This is a genomic window from Xylanibacter brevis ATCC 19188, assembly GCF_000621725.1.
GTDB classification, from domain to species: Bacteria; Bacteroidota; Bacteroidia; order Bacteroidales; family Bacteroidaceae; genus Prevotella; species Prevotella brevis.
This window is the reverse complement of sequence record NZ_JHXM01000007.1, coordinates 99,518-119,716: the sequence shown is the minus strand read 5'-3', so window position 1 is coordinate 119,716 and position 20,199 is coordinate 99,518. Positions and strand designations below refer to the sequence as shown.

15 protein-coding genes are annotated in these 20,199 nt (G+C 48.9%); 5 read left to right on the top strand and 10 right to left on the bottom strand.

What is annotated here, in order from left to right; translation table 11 throughout:
• Nucleotides 1–63: 63 nt before the first annotated feature.
• From T433_RS0104405 to T433_RS0104385, 5 genes are all read right to left on the bottom strand, one after another.
• The gene (locus tag T433_RS0104405; protein WP_248616480.1) at nt 64–1,497 is read right to left on the bottom strand and encodes a TolC family protein; all 1,434 of its coding nucleotides are present in this window, start codon (nt 1,495–1,497) and stop codon (nt 64–66) included.
• Nucleotides 1,498–1,565: 68 nt separating this feature from the next.
• Complete coding sequence (locus T433_RS0104400; protein ID WP_027455000.1) at nt 1,566–4,823, bottom strand: efflux RND transporter permease subunit; 3,258 nt, start codon at nt 4,821–4,823, stop codon at nt 1,566–1,568.
• A gap of 178 nt (nt 4,824–5,001) precedes the next feature.
• Nucleotides 5,002–6,180, bottom strand: coding sequence for an efflux RND transporter periplasmic adaptor subunit (locus T433_RS0104395; protein WP_027449912.1), 1,179 nt, complete (start codon nt 6,178–6,180; stop codon nt 5,002–5,004).
• Between the two features lie 451 nt (nt 6,181–6,631).
• On the bottom strand, nt 6,632–7,807 hold the full coding sequence (locus T433_RS0104390) for an outer membrane beta-barrel protein (protein WP_027454999.1): 1,176 nt from the start codon (nt 7,805–7,807) through the stop codon (nt 6,632–6,634).
• Entirely contained in the window at nt 7,804–8,298 is a 495-nt protein-coding gene (locus T433_RS0104385; RefSeq protein ID WP_248616479.1) for an RNA polymerase sigma factor, read from the bottom strand. Before T433_RS0104385 ends, T433_RS0104390 begins: the two co-directional genes overlap by 4 nt.
• A gap of 194 nt (nt 8,299–8,492) precedes the next feature.
• On the opposite strand from T433_RS0104385, the gene T433_RS0104380 reads away from it, so the two are divergent.
• Complete coding sequence (locus T433_RS0104380) at nt 8,493–8,915, top strand: hypothetical protein (protein ID WP_155808363.1); 423 nt, start codon at nt 8,493–8,495, stop codon at nt 8,913–8,915.
• A gap of 110 nt (nt 8,916–9,025) precedes the next feature.
• Here T433_RS0104380 and T433_RS16730 read toward each other — a convergent pair whose 3' ends face one another.
• From T433_RS16730 to T433_RS0104355, 5 genes are all read right to left on the bottom strand, one after another.
• A complete protein-coding gene (locus T433_RS16730) occupies nt 9,026–9,256 on the bottom strand; it encodes a hypothetical protein (RefSeq protein ID WP_155808361.1) in 231 nt (76 codons plus the stop codon).
• A 94-nt stretch (nt 9,257–9,350) separates the two neighbouring features.
• Complete coding sequence (locus T433_RS0104370) at nt 9,351–9,797, bottom strand: hypothetical protein (RefSeq protein ID WP_027454996.1); 447 nt, start codon at nt 9,795–9,797, stop codon at nt 9,351–9,353.
• A 182-nt stretch (nt 9,798–9,979) separates the two neighbouring features.
• On the bottom strand, nt 9,980–11,380 hold the full coding sequence (locus tag T433_RS0104365) for a RagB/SusD family nutrient uptake outer membrane protein (protein WP_027454995.1): 1,401 nt from the start codon (nt 11,378–11,380) through the stop codon (nt 9,980–9,982).
• Nucleotides 11,381–11,412: 32 nt separating this feature from the next.
• Nucleotides 11,413–14,493: a SusC/RagA family TonB-linked outer membrane protein gene (locus T433_RS0104360; protein ID WP_155808359.1), complete on the bottom strand. Its 3,081-nt coding sequence runs from the start codon at nt 14,491–14,493 to the stop codon at nt 11,413–11,415.
• Nucleotides 14,494–14,976: 483 nt separating this feature from the next.
• Nucleotides 14,977–16,533 (bottom strand): CCA tRNA nucleotidyltransferase, encoded by a 1,557-nt coding sequence (locus T433_RS0104355; RefSeq protein ID WP_027454993.1) that lies wholly within the window; start codon nt 16,531–16,533, stop codon nt 14,977–14,979.
• Nucleotides 16,534–16,681: 148 nt separating this feature from the next.
• Between T433_RS0104355 and T433_RS0104350 the strand changes: the two genes are divergently transcribed.
• The 4 genes from T433_RS0104350 to T433_RS0104330 all read left to right on the top strand — a co-directional run bounded on the left by T433_RS0104350 (nt 16,682) and on the right by T433_RS0104330 (nt 20,197).
• Nucleotides 16,682–17,038: a hypothetical protein gene (locus T433_RS0104350; protein ID WP_027454992.1), complete on the top strand. Its 357-nt coding sequence runs from the start codon at nt 16,682–16,684 to the stop codon at nt 17,036–17,038.
• A gap of 77 nt (nt 17,039–17,115) precedes the next feature.
• Nucleotides 17,116–17,661 carry a DUF1599 domain-containing protein gene (locus tag T433_RS0104345; RefSeq protein WP_027454991.1) on the top strand — a complete coding sequence of 182 codons (546 nt, stop codon included), beginning with the start codon at nt 17,116–17,118 and terminating at the stop codon, nt 17,659–17,661.
• Complete coding sequence (gene tpiA, locus T433_RS16145) at nt 17,658–19,574, top strand: triose-phosphate isomerase (RefSeq protein ID WP_345938758.1); 1,917 nt, start codon at nt 17,658–17,660, stop codon at nt 19,572–19,574. The genes T433_RS0104345 and tpiA overlap by 4 nt, the downstream gene beginning before the upstream one ends.
• An 11-nt stretch (nt 19,575–19,585) precedes the next feature.
• Nucleotides 19,586–20,197 (top strand): SPOR domain-containing protein, encoded by a 612-nt coding sequence (locus T433_RS0104330; protein WP_052356983.1) that lies wholly within the window; start codon nt 19,586–19,588, stop codon nt 20,195–20,197.
• Nucleotides 20,198–20,199 lie beyond the last annotated feature (2 nt).

Genomic DNA, 20,199 nt, shown 5'->3' with positions numbered 1-20,199 from the left:
TTTTTTATTAGGGGACCTGCGCCTGTTCAGACCCCCTACCCCCTAACTTAGGGGGTTAATGGGTTAATGGCTTCCGCCTCCCAGAGCCTGATAGAGGTTGACCACAGCCTGCATCTTGTTGAAGTCGTTGGTGACCTTCGAGATGCGGGCGTTGAGCAGTCCGCTCTGTGCCTGGATGACCTCGAGATAACTACTGCCCTTAGAGGTGTAGAGCTGACGGGTGTCCTCCACGTTCTGCTCGTAGAGCTTCACCTGCTTGTCGTCGATCTGGCTCAGCTCATCGCAGGTGGCATATGCCACCAGGGCATTGCTCACCTCGTTGCCAGCCTTCAGGATGGTGTTCTGGAAGGTGTTGAGGGCCTGTTCCTGCTGATACTTGGCCACTTTCAGTCCGGCCACGATCTGTCCGTGGGCGAAGATTGGCTGTGTGAGCGAACCTACAGCCGAGAGGATCCACTTGCCAGGGTTGACGATGGCCGAGCCCAGCGAGTTGGTGAACATGGCATTGCCCGTGATGGTGATGTTTGGATAGAAGCGCGAGCGAGCCGTCTCGGTGTCGTAGAAGCACTGAGCCAGCGCCATCTCGGCAGCATGAACATCGGCACGGTTAGAAAGCAGCTGGATGCCTACACCTGTTGCAAACTCAGAGGGCAGCGACTGGTTGTAGAACGAGCCACGGGGTATCTGATGGCCGGCCTCGTTGAGCAGCAGTGCCATAGAGTTTTCCATCTGTCGGATCTGCTGGCGCAGCGTGGCCTTCTGTGCCTGCACGCTGTAGTAGCTGGCCTCGGCGCTCTGCACACTGGTAGAACGTGCACGGCCCAGTTCCATTTGCAGTTTCATCATGTCCCAGGTCTCTTTGGTGAGCTGCTCCATGTCGGTGACGATGCGCATCTGCTCGTCGAGCATCATGAGCGTGTAGTAGAGGTTGGCCACACCACAGATGATATTGGTCTGCACCACCACCTGATAGTCTTTCGTGGCCAGCAGCTTCATCTGTGCCGAGCGCTTCTGCGAGAGCAGGTTGCCGAAGAGGTCGAGGTTCCACGAAGCAGAGACGGGCAACTGATAGGTCTTCGACACCGAGGCACCGTCCATCTGCACCTGGCTGATGGTGCCCTGAGGGGCAATGGCCAGCGAGGGCAGGAAGGCCAGCTTAGACACGGTGAGGGCCGTCTCCATCATCTTCACGTTGAGGGCTGCATTGCGCAGGTCGGTATTGTTCTCGAGAGCAGTCTCGATGAGTCCTTGCAACTGGGGGTCTGTGAACACCTGTCGCCAGGGCAGGTTGCCAAAATTCTCGTCGCTGTTGACCACGAGTGTATCGCCATCGCTCACGATATCGCGAACCAGTCCGGATGTGTTGATGCTCTCAGGGCGCTCGTATTTATTATAGAGGCCACAGCTGGAGAGCAGCAGGCTGAACAGGAGGCCTACCCCAACCCCTCCCGAAGGGAAGGGCTTTAATATTCTCGTTAGAAAATTACTTTTCATCATAATCTTTTATCTTCTGGTTTTTGGGTATCTGCCTCCCCTCCCCGATTGGGGAATGGAGGCAGGGACTGCTATTTTTCAAGCGTATAATCAACGGGGCGATTAGCATACTGCTGCAGCTCGGTGGCCACATCAGGATTCTCGTCGTCGCCTTCGAACTTCATCGGTCTGAACTTCTCTTGCAGCGTCTGGAAGATGACGAACAGCGTAGGCACAACGAAGAGCTGACAGAGCGTACCGATAAGCATACCGCCCACGGCTGCTGCACCCAGCGTCTGGTTACCGTTCTTGCCTACACCGCTGGCAAACATCAGAGGCAGCAGACCGATAATCATGGCCAGAGAGGTCATCAGGATAGGACGCAGACGCGCTGCAGAACCCAACACTGCCGACCATGTGATGGCCATACCGGTGCTGCGGCGCTCAAGGGCGAACTGTACAATCAGGATGGCGTTCTTGGCCAACAGACCAATCAGCATGATGAGCGAGATCTGCATGTAGATATCGTTGGCATGGCCGAACAACATGGTGAACAGGAAGCAGCCTGCCAGACCGAACGGTACGGAGAGGATAACGGCCAGCGGCAGCAGATAAGACTCGTACTGGGCCGAAAGAATCAGATAGATAAAGATGATACACAGCAGGAAGATGATGCCAGTGGTGTTTGAAGCCTTGGCCTCTTCACGCGTCAGACCCTGATAGTCGTAGGTGTAGCCCGTGGGCAGCACCTGCGCAGCCACTTCCTGGGCGGCCTTGATGGCCTCACCGGTGGAATAGCCATCAGCCACGGTGGCAGTCACGTTGATAGACGTGAACAGGTTGAAGCGGTTGATGTTTGAAGGACCATAGACGCGCTCCAGCTGGCAGAACTCCTTGACGGGTGCCATGCCTGCGGCGGTGCGCACATAGACGCTGTTGAGCGACTCGGGCGTCATGCGGGTCTCGGGCGAGCCCTGCACCATGACACGGTAGAGTTTACCATAGGCATTGAAGTTAGAGGCGTAGAGTCCACCGTAGTAACCCTGCAACGTAGAGAGGACGGTGGCAGGCGAGATGCCGCTCTGCTTACACTTGGCCACATCTACATGCACCATATACTGTGGATAGTTAGGATTGTATGAGGTCTGTGCCATCTGGAATTCAGGACGCTTGTTGAGCTCAGCCAGATAGTCTTTGACCACGCCAAAGAACTTATCCAGCGAACCGCCGGTGCGGTCCTGCATGACGATAGACACACCGCTGTTGGCCGAGAAGCCAGGAATCATAGGCGGTGCGAAAGCCAGAATCTGGGCATCCTTGATGTGGGCCGTCTTCAGATAGATTTGAGCCAGCACACCGTTAGACTCGTAGGGGTTGAGGAAGAAACGGTAGATGCCGTCGCCCTGCCACAGGCCAGAGATCTTCCACCACAGTCCTTTCTGGCGCTCGCTGAAGGGCTTCAGCTTCACGATGAACGTGGCCTGGTCGGAACCAGAACCGGCGATGAAGTTGTAACCCTGGATTTGCTCGCGGTTCTGTACTGCCGGGTCGGCTGCCAAGATGCTGTCAACCTCGGCGATGACCTGCTGGGTGCGGGCCACAGAGGTGGCAGGTGGCATAGAGATAGTACAGAAGATGGTGCCGGTATCCTCGTCGGGAACCAGGCCGGTCTTGCTGGTAACCAGCGAGACAACGAGCACGGCAATACCGATGACCACCGTCACCAGGATGGCAACAGGACGATGTACCAGCTTTTCAATACGCGACTTATACTTGCCCAGAATGCCGTCGTAGGCGGTATTGAAGGCCATGTGGAACTTGTCGATGCGTGAGAGTTTCTTCTCATGACCATTCTCGTCGTGGGCCTTCAGGAAGATGGCACAAAGCGCAGGCGACAACGTCAGAGCGTTCAGTGCCGAGATGAAGATGCTGACAGCCATGGTGACACCGAACTCACGGTAGAAGGTACCGCTGGTGCCGCCAATGAACGATACAGGGATGAACACGGCCGACATCACCAGCGTGATGGAGATGATGGCGCCAGAGATCTCGTTCATGGCATCGATAGAGGCTGTCAGGGTTGACTTATAGCCCTGGTCCAACTTGGCATGCACGGCTTCGACCACCACAATGGCATCATCGACCACGATGGCGATGGCCAGCAGCAAGGCCGACAGCGTGAGCAGGTTGATAGAGAAGCCAAACAGTTCGAGGAAGAAGAAAGTACCTACCAACGACACAGGCACGGCAATCAGAGGAATGAGCGTAGAACGCCAGTCCTGCAAGAAGATGTAGATAACGAAGAACACGAGCAGAAGGGTGAACACGAGGGTGAACACTACCTCTTCGATAGAAGCATAGAGGAACTCGGTGACGTCGTAGTTGATCTTATAGGTCATGCCTGGAGGGAACAGCTTGGACTGTTCTTCCAGCTCTTTCTTCACGTTCTTGGCAATCTCGTTGGCGTTAGAGCCTGCAATCTGCTGCACCATACCCAGCACCGAAGGCACGTTGTTGTTCTTCATGGCAACGGAATACTGCTGACCACCCAGCTCGATCTTTGCCACGTCCTTCAGTTTCAGCGTGGTGCCGTCGGCATTGCTCTGGATGATGATGTTGCCAAACTCCTCGGCGGTCTTGAAGCGACCGGTGTAGCGCATGGCATACTCGTAGGCCACGTCAGAGAGTTCGCCGAAGGTACCAGGTGCAGCCTCGATGTTCTGTTCGGCCAGCACGCCACTGATGTCGGAAGGCATCAGGTTGTACTGCTTCATCACATCGGGTTTCAGCCAGATACGCATAGAGTAGGTCTTCAGACCTGGGCTCTGCACGTCGCCCACGCCCTGGATACGCTTGATGGCGGGCACGATATTGATATTACTATAGTTGGTCAGGAACTCGTCGTCGTAGCGACCGTCGCTGGTCAGGGTGTACATGATAACCTGAGAGGTCTGGCGCTTCATGACGGTCACACCAATACGGGTCACCTCGGCAGGCAGCAAGGCCTGAGCCTGCTGTACGCGGTTCTGCACGTTGACGGCACACATGTCGGCATTCATGCCCTGACGGAACAGCACGCTGATCTGTGCCGAACCCGACGAAGCGGTAGAAGAGATGTAGTCCATACCTTCTACACCGTTGATGCTCTCCTCCAGAGGAGTAATGACTGAGTTCTTGACGGTCTCAGCATCGGCACCAGGATAGCTGGTGTAAACCACCACGGTAGGCGGTGCAATATCGGGATACTGCTCGATAGGCAGCGAGGTCAGTCCGATGACACCCAGCAGCACGATGAGGATAGAGATCACCGTAGAGAGTACTGGGCGCTTGATAAAGTTTGTAAATGTCATTTCTTTAAAAATTTAAGAATTTAAGAATTGAAGAATTAAAGTTTTTCTCAGACTTCAACTTTTCAATTTTTCAATTTTTCAATTCTACTTATCTTTAAAAATTTAAGAATTTAAGAATTGAAGAATTAAAGTTTTTCTCAGACTTCAACTTTTCAATTTTTCAATTTTTCAATTCTACTTATTTCTTCATGGCACCCACGATGTCGCCAGCGCTCATGGCCTTAGCCTGCTCCTGGATCTTCTCTTGGTAGCGCTGAGGAGTGATGGGCACAATCTCCTGACCGTCGGTCAGCTTGGTGACACCGTTGGTCACGTACTTATCGCCAATCTTCAGACCACTGGTCACGATATAGTTGTTGCCATCGTTCTGAGGGTTGACAGTAATCTCGGTGTAGGCCACCTTGTTGCTGTCGTTGAGCAGATAGACGAACTTCTTGTTCTGTACCTCTACAACCACCGACTGGGGGATGACAATGGCATCGTTGGCTGATTGGGGAACAACGATAGTACCAGAACCGCCGCTCTTCAACAGCTTGTCGGGGTTGGGGAACTGGGCCTTCAACTGAACAGAACCGGTGCTCTTGTCGATGACACCACTGACGGTAGCTACCTTGCCGGGATAGCCGTACTCGCTACCGTCGGCCAGCAAGAGCTTCACTGGAGGGAAGGCATCGATGGCACCGCTGACACCGCCCTCAGCCTTTGAGAGCAACAGCAGGTCTTTCTCGGTGACTGAGAAATAAACGTCCATCTGACTGATGTCGGCCACGTGGGTCAGCACGTTTGATGCGCTCACCAAGGCGCCCTTTTTGAAAGGCAGGGTGCCCACAACGCCCTTGACAGGGCTCTTCACGTAGCAGTAGCTCAGCGCCTCTTTGGCTGAAGCCAGCGCAGCCTTTGCCTGGGCCAGCTGTGCCTGTGCGCTCAGATATGTATTCTCGGCAGTCTGCAACTCGTAGTCGCCAATCACTTTATTGGCATGCAACTGCTTTGAGTTCTCAAAAGTAAGTTTAGCAGTGTTCACACCGCTCTGTGCCGTATTGACAGCTGCCTGTGCCTGGCGCACCTGTGCCTGGAATGTCTCGTTGTCGATAACAAACAACAACTGACCGGCAGAGACGGTCTGTCCCTCCTTAACGCAGACCTGTGTCAGAAAGCCTGAAGTCTTTGGTCTAATCTCTACATCCTGAATACCATTAATCGTAGCGGGATAGTTTGTTTGCAGAGCAGCCGACTGCGAAGAAACGGTCTCCACGGGAAACTCATTATCGCCAAAAGTCGGACGGCCACCGCCTCCGCCACATGAAACCAACATGGCTGCAACAGCCGCAGCCAGCATCATTTTGTTCTTACTCATAATTATTCTTTAAGCTTAAATTGTTATATTTCTTATTCCTTTATTTCCTTTGTTGAGGAAAACTTAATTAGCCATACTTAGTTTTCAAAATGCAAAATTACAAAAAAAGACAAATATACAATAAATACGGCTCACTTATTTAACATTTTATTAGTAAATTAGTTGTATATTAAGCATAAGGAGACGTGCATTGATACAGACAGAATAACAGAGGGAAAGACAGAATCGCTCGGCTCTGCCGCTTTCACAAAGCGGAGCGACTGAAAGAACAGACGGACATACTTTTTAATAACGAACATACTTTTAAAATAGCTATCGGGCTTTAGTTTGTCTTGCAAACGACAGAAAGAACAAACAAAAAAAACAGTGCAACTATTCTGAGTGAATAGAGACACGGTGCTTTCTACGCACCATAATGTAACATTCCATAAAAGTGGAATGAAAGACGGTATTATTTCTTCAAATGTAAGCGAATGCCAAACTCGATGGCAGGTGTGAGTGGATGCTCCTTATAGTAATGTTCTAAGGAAGTATTATCGTTGAAGAAATAATTGAGTGAGGGCTCGAAGTAAATACCGAATTGGTTGGTGAAGGTATATTCTGCACCAGCAGCTGCATAGACAGACCACTGCCACGGTTTTTCGATTTCTTGACGATGTTCCAGTGATAACGTTGAGCGAATACATTTTTCCAACATTCCCCCTCCAGAGAGATAGACGTGGAAGTGACGATTTGCCCACAGTTGCCATGAGATGCCGAGTGGAATACCAAGGTAGTGCAACTTCTGTTCATAGTTGGCGTTCTGAATAGACGGGATGGAGAACTCAGAAGAGAGATATGTGTAGTTGATGCCACTCACCACTGCCACATGTTGGTTCAGTTGATATTGCAAACTCAATCCGATGCGCAAGGGAAGCTGATGCTTCCATACGTAATCACCGAGTGGTGTTTCATAGCCTGAGTTTGGGTATTTTCCAATGATTCCAACATAGTAGAAGTTATTTGGGGATGAGCCGTATGAAGTACCGTTAACAATGTTGTTGGAGGCAAACAATCCGCCAGAAGCGTTGATGCCCAAAGACCAATTATCGGAATTTGTGGAACGTTTGATAGGGCGTTCGGATGTCATGAAGTCATTCTCTATTACAGATGTTGTTGGATGCTCAACAGAAGGTTTGTTTTCTGCTTTCTCAACGGCAACTTGTTCTGTCTCCTTTTCTTTTTCATGAATGGATTCAATTATCGTATCGTTATGTGCCACTTCCCTGACAGATATGTTGGTCTGTCGTTTCTGGGCGATTAGATTCGCGGGGTTTGAAGAGAACGGTTTTGATGGCGTGGAGGCAGAAGGAATCGATTCATGGCTAATTTCTTCCAAAACCTGTGTTGTCGCACTTGGTTGTGAAAGCGGTAGGCTGTTATCTTGATGATAGAACGTGAAGAACCCAACAAGTGCCAACAATCCAGCGGCAAAAGCTAAGTGCCATCGCTTGATAAGAGTTGGCTTTTGGACAGGGCTCGTCGAGAGGTCCATCTGTTCACAGATGTCTTCCCATAACCCAGAAGGCGGATCCATCCGATGTTCCTCCAACTTTCGTTTCATTTCTTTTGTCCAATCCTCTTTCATTGTTTCTCGTTCATTAATTCCTTGATTTTCCTTGCCAATGTCAGTTTTGCATGATAGAGTTGCGAAGCGGAAGTTGTCTCCTTGATATCCAGCATCTCTGCAATTTGTTGGTGGGTGTACCCCTCAAAAACAAACAGGTTTATCACGGTACGATAGCCGTCTGGCAATTCGCTGATGAGTCGATGGAGTTCGTTAGGAGACAAGTATTCTGGTTGAGGCTCTTCTTCATCAGACAACTGAAGGTTTGACTCATCAAGTTCTACGAACAAGAGTTTCTTTCGTTCTCTTAGGAAATAGAGAGTCTCGTTCACTACCAATCGTTTCATCCATGCCTTAAAGCTTGGTTCGTCGCGGTAACTAATGGTCGGGATTGACGTGAATATTTTCACGAAACTATTTTGTAGCACGTCTTTCGCGTCGTTCCTATTAGGCACATAGCGGTAGCAGACCGATGAAAGCTCCTCAACATACATTTGGTATAACTGATTCATCGCTCGTCGGTCATTCTTCCGTACACGCTCTATAAGTTTTCCGACCATTTTATTATCGCGTTCCTATTTTAATAATTCAAAAATACGTAAACCTTGCATGGAAATGTGTGTTTTTTGTATTCTTTAACGCTTTTCCATGCAAGATTTTCTCTTTTTTGCATTATAATAGCAGACGAAATCAAAAACAAGTAATTATGGAGTTAACAACATTCTTATTACAATCATCAAAAAAAGTGTTGTGGATGAGCGTCATTGCTCTCATATTAGTAGGATGCAGCAAAGATGACGAGAACAATCCCATCAATCCCGTAGGTTATTGGCTAAGCATAGAATGTGATGAGGAAGACATGCAACATCAGCATGGAATGGCATTTTGGGCAAATGGAACCTTTGGCGAATGGTCTGTCACACCAGAAAAATTCGAAGAAATGCCTATGGGGAAATGGGAAGTTACCGACAAAGGCTATCATCTCAGACCCTCTATCAGTGATACAGGCTTCGGTATAATCAGTATTAATGATCGTTACCTCGTGTTTGAAACATACTATTATTGGTCTAACACCCACGTCAAGACTACTTATAAGAAAATGAAATTTGGACCTGTATATATTAATTGACTGAAGTTTCGCATGCACTCAACTTCTTAGGTTGCAAGGGTTATGGTATTAGGTGAAAGATGATATCATTAACATCCCTTTCCCTTTTTCACACAAAAACAATGAAATTCTTAACAAAACGACATCAACGAAAATGCTCGAACTAGCGTTTTTGAGACGTAAATCATCAAGATGTGCGTCTTCTCATATTCCGGATATGTATTCTCCTCCTTCTCCTGAGACAGAATCCACTCCCTGATTTCCTTGGCCTCATTGCGGATTCTCGCCCCGAGAATGTACTTGTATTTCCCGGTCTGCAGTAACTGCACATTCTTCTTGGTCATCAGTCCGGAATCTGCCACCACGACCACGTCTTCCAGATGGACGCTTGCAAAGCAAGAATGCGAAGCGACAGAAGGAACTGAAGTGAACCCATGATTAGCTAAAAGGATGGTCTCAGCGGCTTAGCAATTTCCTGTACGTGCGGTCATAACCATCTTTTAACGAAGTTCCCATAATGCCACCAAAAGTACGAATAACCATACAATCACTTGTTAGACTCACAACTTTGTAATACAGTTCATCTGGATTGGGGGCACTGTCTTTGGGGCGTTTTTGCATATGCATCGCACCATTATCCTCGAACCAGAAATACCCCCAAAGGCTTTCGGAGTACACTTCATCAATTTTTTTTGATTTTGTATCAAATGTCGGCTGCAATTCCCACCATTTGACTTTACCATCTGCAGTAAACAACAAGCCTCCTCTTCTTTCAAAAATTTCTGTACTTTCCCAGTAGCCCAGAATATTCCTGTCTTTGATATCGATTTCATCATTACTACTGCAACCATAGAACAAACCTATGATGAACAACAAACTTACTGATAATAAAAAAGGCTTCATCGCAATTTAGTTAAAAAGAGATTAATAATTAATTGTTTTATAATGCAAAGATATAAAATAATTTCTAATCTATCAAAAGTTTATATAAAAAAAAAGACACCCCGCACACAAACAGTGCGGAGTGTCTTATGATGATTGCAAGAATCTATCAACAAGGAAACTTGCAATATAAACTCATAGGATTAATAACCTGTGTTCTGAACCAGTCCAGGATAGAAGTCAATCTCACGCTGTGGGATAGGCAGGATGGTCTGGTTATCATTGCAGTTGATAACATTGTTAACCTGGTTGGTGATGCTCTTCTTGTTACGCCAGTAAGCAAATGCAATCTGGTTCTCAGCGAAGAACTCCTTCTCGTACTCAGCAATCACGTCGTCGATAGTAACAGTAGCAACATCGGTGTAACCAGTTACACGGTTCTTCTCAATCTCGTTGATGTAGAAAGCAGCCTTAGCGCCATCGTTGTTGCCCTTCAGCTCAGCCTCTGCAGCGATGAGGTAAACCTCAGAGAGACGGATGATTTTGGGGTTGTTAACGTAGAGACCATCACGACCGGGATACTTAGCGGGGAAGAAATGAGTGCCTGCAACGCCCTTAACTGCCTGCTCCTTGATCATCTTAGAGCGAACGTCAGCGGGATTAGCCTTCAGGTAGGTCAGAATATTTCCATCTTCATCCAGGGCAGCCTCGGGGTAACCAGAAGCATCGGTGTAATAACCAAGCGAGTTACGCTGAGCATTGTAGTTGGCGGTGATCAGAAGTTCGAAGATTGACTCTGAAGTACCCTCCTGCTCCCAAGCCTTTACATAGTTAGAAGGTGTGTAGAGTTCGTAGCCACCATTCTTGATTACCTCTTTAGCATCAGCCAGAGCTTCTGCATAGTTGCCAGCATAGAGGTTGGCACGTGCACGCAGAGCCAAAGCTGCATAGTAGTTGAAGTAACCAGTCTCCTTCTTCTCGTCCTTAGAAGCCTCAAGCAGATTCATAGCCTGTGTGAAGTCGTCGGTGATCTGCTTGTAGGTCTGTGCCAGAGTAGCACGATCGCCCTTGAAGTCGGGAGCTACGACATGGTCAGAGAGAACGATACCAGAGTTAGCTGCGTTCACATCATCAACAGCTGTTGGAATGTGAGCGAAAAGGCGAGCCAAGTCGAAGTGCAGCAGTGCGCGCCATGCATAAAGCTGACCACGCAGTTTGTCAACAGTCTCGGTCTGCTCGAGTGCCTCAGACAACTCGAGTGCCTTGTTACAGTTGGCGATAGCACCATACATATCAGCATAAGCATAATCGGGCAGCTCATCGTACTTGGTCAAAGTGTAACGAGCAATAGCAGTGCTCTGACCGTAGTCATCAACATACTTAAACTCGTTGGTAAGAAGGTCGGCATAGAGTCCGAACTCAGAACCGTAGAGCATACGATCTTCAGACATCAGATAACCGATACCATTGACAGCGTACTGCAAATCAGACTCTGTCGTGATAGCCACGCCTTCGCCAAGCGAAGTTGTTGGCTCTGAGTCGAGGCTGCAAGATGAAAGGCTCAGTCCAGCAACCAGACCTAAAACTAAATATATCTTTTTCATATGTTATGATTCTATTATTGATGTATTGAATATTAGAAAGTCAGGTTCAGACCAAACAGGAACTGACGTGTAGGAGGTGTATCGGTCTGACGATAACCGTTTACATCAACGTCGGGATCTACGTCCTTAGTTGCGCAGTAGATCATGAATGGGTTGGTGGTACGGAAGTACACACGCAGGCTGTTGATGTACTGCTTGAACAGAGGCACGTTGTAGCCCAGAGTGATATCACGAACACGGATATTGTCGGTAGAACGGATGGTACGTGAAGAGAACCTATCTGAACGATAGGGGTTGCCATAGATAGGTTTGGGGAATTCAACTACATCACCAGGCTGCTTCCAGTAGTTGCCAGCAACAGACTCGTGAACGTTGAATGAACCAACGCGTACACCGTCACTGAAGGTAAGGAAGTATCCGGGATAGTCGAACATATCGGCACCGAACTGATAAGAAATCATGAACGACAGATCGAAGTCCTTGTAGCGGAAGGTGTTGGTCATACCACCGAGTACATCGGGAACTGCCTTACCAACCTTACCCTTACCAGCCTTTGCGTAGTAGTTGGTTGTGCCCTTTGAGTGATCAGAGGGATCGAGCCAGAACTCACCAAGACCGGTCTCAGGATCAACGCCCTTCCATTCGGGGAGGTAGAAGGTGTGCATAGACTCGCCCTCGCGGAGCAGGTACATGTTACCATCACCATACTGAACGTCATCGCCGCCAGGCAGCTCCTTCACCTCAATCTTCTGCCATGTCAGGTTGAAGTCGGTGGTCCAGCTGAAGTCCTTAGTACGGATGTTCTGAGAAGAAACGCTGAACTCGAGACCGCTGTTCTCCAGCTTACCAATATTGTTGATGTTAGAACCGAAACCAGTTACGTAAGATACAGGGGTAGAGAAGATCAGATCATCGGTCATCTTCTTGTAATACTCGAGAGTGAGTGATACACGGTTGAAGAGTGTCCAGTCGAAACCAACGTTGAAGTTCTTAGACTTCTCCCATGTCAGGGCTTCGTTACCTGGAGTTGACCAGTAGTAAGCACCGTTTGCACCATAACCACCGCTGGTAGCATACTGAGGCATGTACTGATACATACCGGTGGGCAGGTTACCATTGGTACCGTAAGAAGCACGCAGCTTCAAGTCAGAGAAGAGAGGATTGTCCTGCAGGAAAGACTCCTGAGAGATACGCCATGCAGCAGATACTGACCAGAAGTTAGACCAGCGATTGTCCTTAGCCAGACGAGAAGAACCGTCACGACGGAAGCTCAAGCCAGCATAGTACTTGTTGTCATAGTTATAGTCGGCCTTACCGAGCCAAGAAGAAAGCATAGCCTCATAGATAGCGCTACCAGTTTGATAAGACTGACCGTTAGAAAGCTCTGGCAGTTTGTAAGTACCATAACCCTTTGCAGATGCTGTCAGATAAGGCATCTGGCGCTTCTCGTACTCGTAACCGCCCAGTGCGCTTACCGAGTGCTTACCAAACTGATGGTTGTAACCCAGAGTGGTAGAAGAGGTCAGAGTCTTGCTGGTGAAGTCCCAACGCTGACCCAAGCCACCAAGTGACTCACCGTTAACGCTCAGAGGAGACCAGAACTCCTGCAACTTATTGTTGGTGTAGTCATAACCGAAGATGGTACGAGCAACGAGGTCGTAAGGCAGCTTAACCTCAGCCTCGAGGTTGCTCATGCTACGCATCATGTTTGACTTCACGAACTCGGCATACTCACCGCTCTCAACACCAAACATGTTGTTGGGGTTAGCAACCTTACCGAAAGCAACATCATTATTATATGAACCATCAGCATTCTTATTCACAGCTGTGGGGTCCAAAGAGTACAGTACAGACCAAGGTGTAGTTGTACCGAAACCCTGCTCCTGATCGCCCTGGTCACGAAGACCCTTGGTGTCAGAGAAAGAAATCATCTGCTTAACGCCAATCTTCAACCAGTCGTTAACCTGGTGATCCAAGTTCACACGACCACTGTAGCGCTGGAACTGAGTGCCCTTTACGACACCCTCAGAATCATTGTAACCCAAACCAACATAGAACTTGGTCTTGTCGTTACCACCATCGATAGAGAGCTGATGGTCCTGAGTCAGAGCATTGTGATAAACCTGATCAAACCAGTCTGTGCTTGTAGTGCCATCATAGTCATGGAACCAACCAGAAGCAGCCTCTAACTTACCGGCTTCAGCAAAATCTCTTGTACCATAATCAGCGAACAGATCGTCTTCAGTATAATTCAACTCAAAGAAGTGTGTCAAAGCGTCTGTATAGTACTCCTTCAGCTGAGCAGCATTCATGGTGTTCATGGCGCTCTTCTTAGCAATCTGCTGAGTACCAATCTGCATATCGTAGTGTACGTTGGTCTTACCCTTAGCACCCTTCTTAGTGGTGATGATAACAACACCATTGGCAGCACGTGAACCATAAAGTGATGCTGCAGCAGCATCCTTCAGGATGGTCATGCTCTCGATATCGTTGGGGTTGAGGGTAGCCAAAATAGACTGAGACTTGATGCTTGATGACATGTAACCGTCTGAGTTAGCCAGTACGGGCACACCGTCGATAACATACAGAGGCTGAGTAGAACCATTGATAGAACCGATACCACGGATCTGGATGTTCTGGTCAGCACCTGGGTCACCAATAGATGAACCTACACGTACACCAGCCACCTTACCTTCGAGAGACTTAACAAGCGAACCCTTCTGGGCTGACATGTCTTTCTCCTTCATGGCAGTAGCCGAACCTGTGAATGAAGATTTCTTTGCTGTACCGTAAGCAACAACAATCACCTCGTCCAGAGAATTGTGATCGCTGGTCAACAAAATGCGCATGTTTGCGCTTGCGGGCAATTCCAGAGTTTCCATACCAATGTAAGAAATACGAAGTGTCTTCTTACCTGCAGGAACATTCAGAGAGAACTGTCCTTCACTGTTAGTAACTGTACCGACATTGGTGCCAACAACTAAAACTGATGCGCCGATAACGGGCTCACCATCGTCCTTTGACATGACGGTACCATTGACTCTCGTCTGAGAGAATGCCCCACCTACTACGAGGAAAAGGGTCATCAGAAGCAATGCTAGTCTTTTGCTCATAAGACTTCTATTAAGTTAATATTAAATAAATGTTTGTGTATAACCAATATAAAATTAAATAGAATGAATTACAAATTGTCACTTCATCTGCTTTCTCACTTACAAACCGATGTCAATTCGGTGTAGTTTGGTTTCGGGGTGCAAAATTAACAATAAAAACGGAATAATCAATAAAATTACAAAAAAAATTCATTTTTTAATTGCATTTTCTTAATTTATATCCATTTTTGCTATTAAAAACGGACTTTTTTACCACCGAAATGATAAAATTATCAAATAAACAAAACGTCTGTTTGCGATAACAACACGATTTTACCCCAAGACAAAGTGATACTTTAACAAAAAACAACAGGGGGAGCCTCCCCCAGCCCCTCCAAAGGGAGGGGAGCTATCCTCATAGAAAAGCTATTAACAAAGGGCGATGACAACAAAAGTGCCACTCTTCTTGTGGAAAAGTGGCACTTTTAGAATATAACGCTCATATTAGGCGATTCCCATCTCGCGCGCTTTCTCCATGAGGAGCTGCATCAGAGGTTCGCGCTCGTTTTCTACCTTATTATCTAATACGGCGTCTTTCAAGCATTGTTTCAGGGTGCCCACCTCGCGCGAAGGCGAGAGATGGAAGAGCTCCATGATTTCGTTGCCATCGATAACAGGCTGCAACAGACGCTTATAGTCTTTCTCCTTAAGGTCTGCCAGCTTTTCGCGTACCATACGGAAGTTCTCGAGGAACATCTTTTTCCTAACTTCATTCTTCGAGGTGATATCGGCTTCGCAGAGGGTCATCAGGTCGTCGATGTCATCACCGGCATCGTTCAACAAGCGACGAACGGCCGAGTCTGTCACCTCGCTATCGGCAATCACCTGAGGACGCATGTGCAGATCAACCAGCTTCTGAACGTATTTCATCTCGGCACCGAGGGGCAACTTCAAGCGACGGAACAGATCGGCCACCATCTTGGCGCCCACATAGTTGTGATTATGGAACGTCCAACCTATGGAAGCATCCCATCGTTTGGTCTTCGTCTTACCAATATCATGAAGCAAAGCAGCCCAGCGCAAATAAAGAATTCGGTTTTCACCCAGTCCATCGGTACGGGAAGCAGAAGCATTCGTCTGAGAGCATTCACTCCCCTCAACACCTACTCCATCTTGAGAGCGTTCACTCCCCTCCCTCACAGGGAGGGGTTGGGGGTGGGTCTCGTGAGTCGCTTTCACCACATTCTCCAGCACCTCAAGCGTATGATAGAAGTTATTCTTATGGGCACGGCCATTCTTCTGCTCCACGATGTCGAGCGCTGCCACCTCGGGGAGGATGATGTTCAGCAGGCCACAGCGCTGCAGGTCAACCAGGCCCTTGCTGGGATGGGGAGCCATCATAATTTTATTCAGTTCCACTTCGATACGCTCGCCACTGACAATCTTGATGCGATCGGCCATGCGCTGAAGGGCATCGAAGGTAGCTTCCTCTATCTGGAAGTTGAGCTGCGTAGCGAAACGTATGCAACGCATCATGCGAAGCGGGTCGTCACTGAATGTGATATCGGGATCAAGAGGGGTGGCGATGATACCATCTTCCAGGTCGGCCAATCCATTGAAAGGATCGACGAGTTCACCAAAACGGCTACGGTTCAAGCAGATGGCCATCGCATTGATGGTGAAGTCGCGGCGGTTCTGATCGTCTTCCAGCGTACCATCTTCCACGATGGGCTTGCGCGAGTCGTGACTATAGCTCTCGCGGCGGGCACCTACGAACTCGACCTCGGTGTCGTTGAACTTCACCTGAGCCGTGCCGAAATTCCTGAAAACAGAGAGATGAGCATGGCGACCAAGCACCTTCTTCAGGGCCTTGGCCACCTCGATACCACTACCAACCACCACCACATCGATGTCGTTGCTGGGGCGCTCGAGGAAGATATCGCGAACATAGCCACCCACCACGTAGCACTCTACGCCCAGATGATCGGCCACATCGCTAATTTTGTGGAAAATATCCTGGTCAAGAATCTTGGCCAGTTCTTCGTCAGAATACAACTTCATTTACGTATATAACTCTTTTGAGGGTGCAAAGTTACGAACTTTCAGACAAAAAAACAAGTTATTTTTGGCATTTAGTCTTTTTTTGATTAACTTTGTACCCAAATATGCAGTCCTGATTTTACGCGGACTGTCCCTAAATGATTGAAGTATGAAACAACAGCGATTACTCATTGCTACTATCGCTTTAGCACTGGTCGCCACCGCCTGTAGCAACTCAAGAAGAGACGAAATAGAACAGCGCCGGGCTGCCCTCAAGAACAAGCAAGACTCCACCCTACTGGCCTCACAAGAGGAACTGGCACGCGTCGATGAAGCACTGGAGGCGACGAAGGCTGAATATGAGCAGAAGAAGACCATCGTGGAGGAGCACAAGCGAGCACTGAAAGCCACCGCCGAGGAACTGACCGAGCTGACACTGCTACGCATGAAGCGCGACTCGCTGCAGGTGCAATGGAACACACTTGGTGCAAAAATCAAGTATATCCGCAAAAAACAAAATGATTAATATTTCATAATTCGAGGTTCATAATCCTTATTATTAATGTGTAATTCATATTTATTTAGTAACTTTGCACCCGAAATATGAACAAATTTGAAAAAACTAATGCACAGTTTGAGGCTGCCATAGCCGAATGTCGCGACATCTTTTCGAAGAAGTTGCACGACTACGGTGCCTCGTGGCGCATCCTGCGACCCTCATCGCTGACCGACCAGTTGTTTATCAAAGCCAAGCGCATCCGTTCGCTGGAGATTAAACAGGAGTCGCTGGTGGGCGAAGGCATACGCCCGGAGTTCATGGCGCTGATCAACTATGGCATCGTGGGACTGATTCAACTGGAGAAAGGCTTTGCCGACTGCGTGGATATGAACAACGACAAAGCCATGACGCTCTACGATCACTATACCAAAGAGGCCCTGGAACTGATGAAACGCAAGAACCACGACTACGACGAAGCGTGGCGCGACATGCGCGTGAGCAGCTACACGGACCTCATCCTGACCAAGATTGAGCGCATCAAGGAAATAGAAGACTTAGGCGGAGCCACGCTGGTGAGCGAAGGCATTGATGCCAACTATATGGATATTATCAACTATGCAGTCTTCGGACTGATTAAGTTGGAGAAGTGAGAATACTGATTGTAAACATAGCCCGCATGGTGCTGGCGCTGGTCTTTATCCTCTCTGGATTTGTTAAGGCCATCGATCCGCTCGGCACGCAATACAAGATACAGGACTACCTGACAGCCATGCATCTGGGAGGTTGGCTGCCCGACATGGCAACACTGGGGCTGTCGGTGCTGCTGGGCGCCACGGAATTTTGCTTAGGCATCTTTCTGTTGTTTGCAATCAGAAGGAAGTTGTCTTCACGACTGGCATTAGCCATCATGCTGGTGATGACACCCCTGACACTGTGGCTGGCCATCAGCAACCCCATCAGAGACTGCGGATGCTTTGGCGACGCCATCATTCTCACCAACTGGCAGACATTCTGGAAAAACGTGGTCCTGCTGTCGGCTGCCATCATCGTGGCCCACAAGCCCACACGGATGTTTCGCTTCATCAGCGAGCCCAACCAGTGGCTGGTGATCAACTACACGGCGCTGTTCATACTCATCACCTCAACATGGTGTCTTTATGACAAACCGCTGTTCGACTTCCGACCCTATCGCATAGGCACAGACCTGAGAGCGGGCTGGCAACGGATGATGGAAGGTGAGGACTCGCCCTACGCCGACTTGTTCATGGAGCGCGACGGCGAAGACATCACCGAACAGGTACTGAACGACAGTAGCTACACCATGTTGCTCATCTCGCCCCACCTGGAGCAAGCCGACGACTCACAGCTGGACGTCATCAACGAGCTCTATGAGTACACCAAAGACAACGGCTATGCTTTCTATGGACTCACAGCAAGCGGCGAGAAAGCCGTGAACCAGTGGAGAGACAGAACTGGTGCGGAATATGCATTCTACCAGACCGACGATGTGCTGCTGAAGACCGTCATACGCAGCAACCCAGGACTTCTGCTGCTGCACGATGGCGTCATCATACAGAAATGGAGCCACAACCGCCTGCCTGAACTGGACAGCAGCAAGCCACTGCATGAGCTGCAGGAAGGCAGTATACAGGAAGACTCGGTGGCACGCCGCATCGCCATGCTCATGTTATGGTTCGTGTTGCCACTGACGCTGCTCAGCCTGGCCGACCGCATGTGGATGTGGACAAAATGGATTAGAATTAAAACCAATCGTTTAACACCAACAATAAAAAAAGAAAAGAAAATGAGAAAGAAAATTGTAGCAGGTAACTGGAAGATGAACATGAATCTCCAGGATGGTATTGCTCTTGCAAAAGAGCTGAACGAGACACTGAAGGCAGAGAAGCCCAACTGCGGTGTAGTAATCTGCACCCCATTCATTCACTTAGCTTCTATCGCTCAGTTCCTCGATCAGTCTATCATCGGTCTGGGTGCAGAGAACTGCGCAGACAAGGAGAAGGGCGCTTTCACTGGTGAGGTTTCTGCCGAGATGGTAAAGAGCACTGGTGCTCAGTACGTGATCCTGGGTCACTCAGAGCGTCGTGAGTACTATAAGGAGACTCCCGAGATCCTGAAGGAGAAGGTGCTGCTGGCACAGAAGAACGATCTGAAGGTGATCTTCTGTATCGGTGAGTCACTCGAGGAGCGCGAGGCTGGCAAGCAGAACGAGGTGGTTAAGGCCGAGCTCGAGGGCAGCGTATTCAACCTCTCTGAGGAGGACTTCCGCAAGATCGTGATCGCCTACGAGCCAATCTGGGCTATCGGTACTGGTAAGACCGCTACTGCTGAGCAGGCTGAGGAGATCCACGCTTACATCCGTTCTATCATCGCTGAGAAGTATGGTCAGGCTGTTGCCGACGACACCACCATCCTCTATGGCGGTTCATGCAAGGCTTCTAACGCTCCTGAGCTGTTCGCTAAGCCCGACATCGACGGTGGTCTGATTGGCGGTGCTTCACTGAAGTGCGCAGACTTCAAGGGCATCATCGACGCCTTCAAATAAGAAATGAATATATGATGAAGCTATTCATCACTATACTAACTCTGTGTGCCGGCATTGCTATCAATGCCGACGCACAGACTTTTACCCAACGTGTTCAGCAGACCACAGCGGGTGGAGGTACCGTGACCATCCATCAGGACAAAGAGATTGAAGACCTGGTGAACGGCACGCATTCGTCGGCCAAACCGACAAAGACTATAACCAAGCCTGCCACTAAGCCAGCCACCAAACCGGCTGCAACAACCAAGACGGCTGCAGCCGCCACAAAGACGACTTCAGCCAGCAATGGCACACAAAACGAGGTCGGTAACAACTCAGCAACACCATCAGCCGATACCGTTGCTGCACCCAAACATTATCACAAAGCCATAGGCTATCGTATTCAGGTATTTGCTGGAGGCAACACACGCAGTGATCGCCAGAAAGCAGAGAAAACAGGCAACGCACTCAAACAGTTGTTCCCAGGAGAAGAGGTGTATGTGCACTTCTACTCTCCCCGATGGATCTGCCGTATGGGCAACTATCGCAACTACGAGGATGCCAAAGCAAAAGTAGAAGAAGTACGCAAACTGGGATATGAGTCTGCCACTATCGTGAAAGGCAAAATCAGCGTTGCAGATTAAAC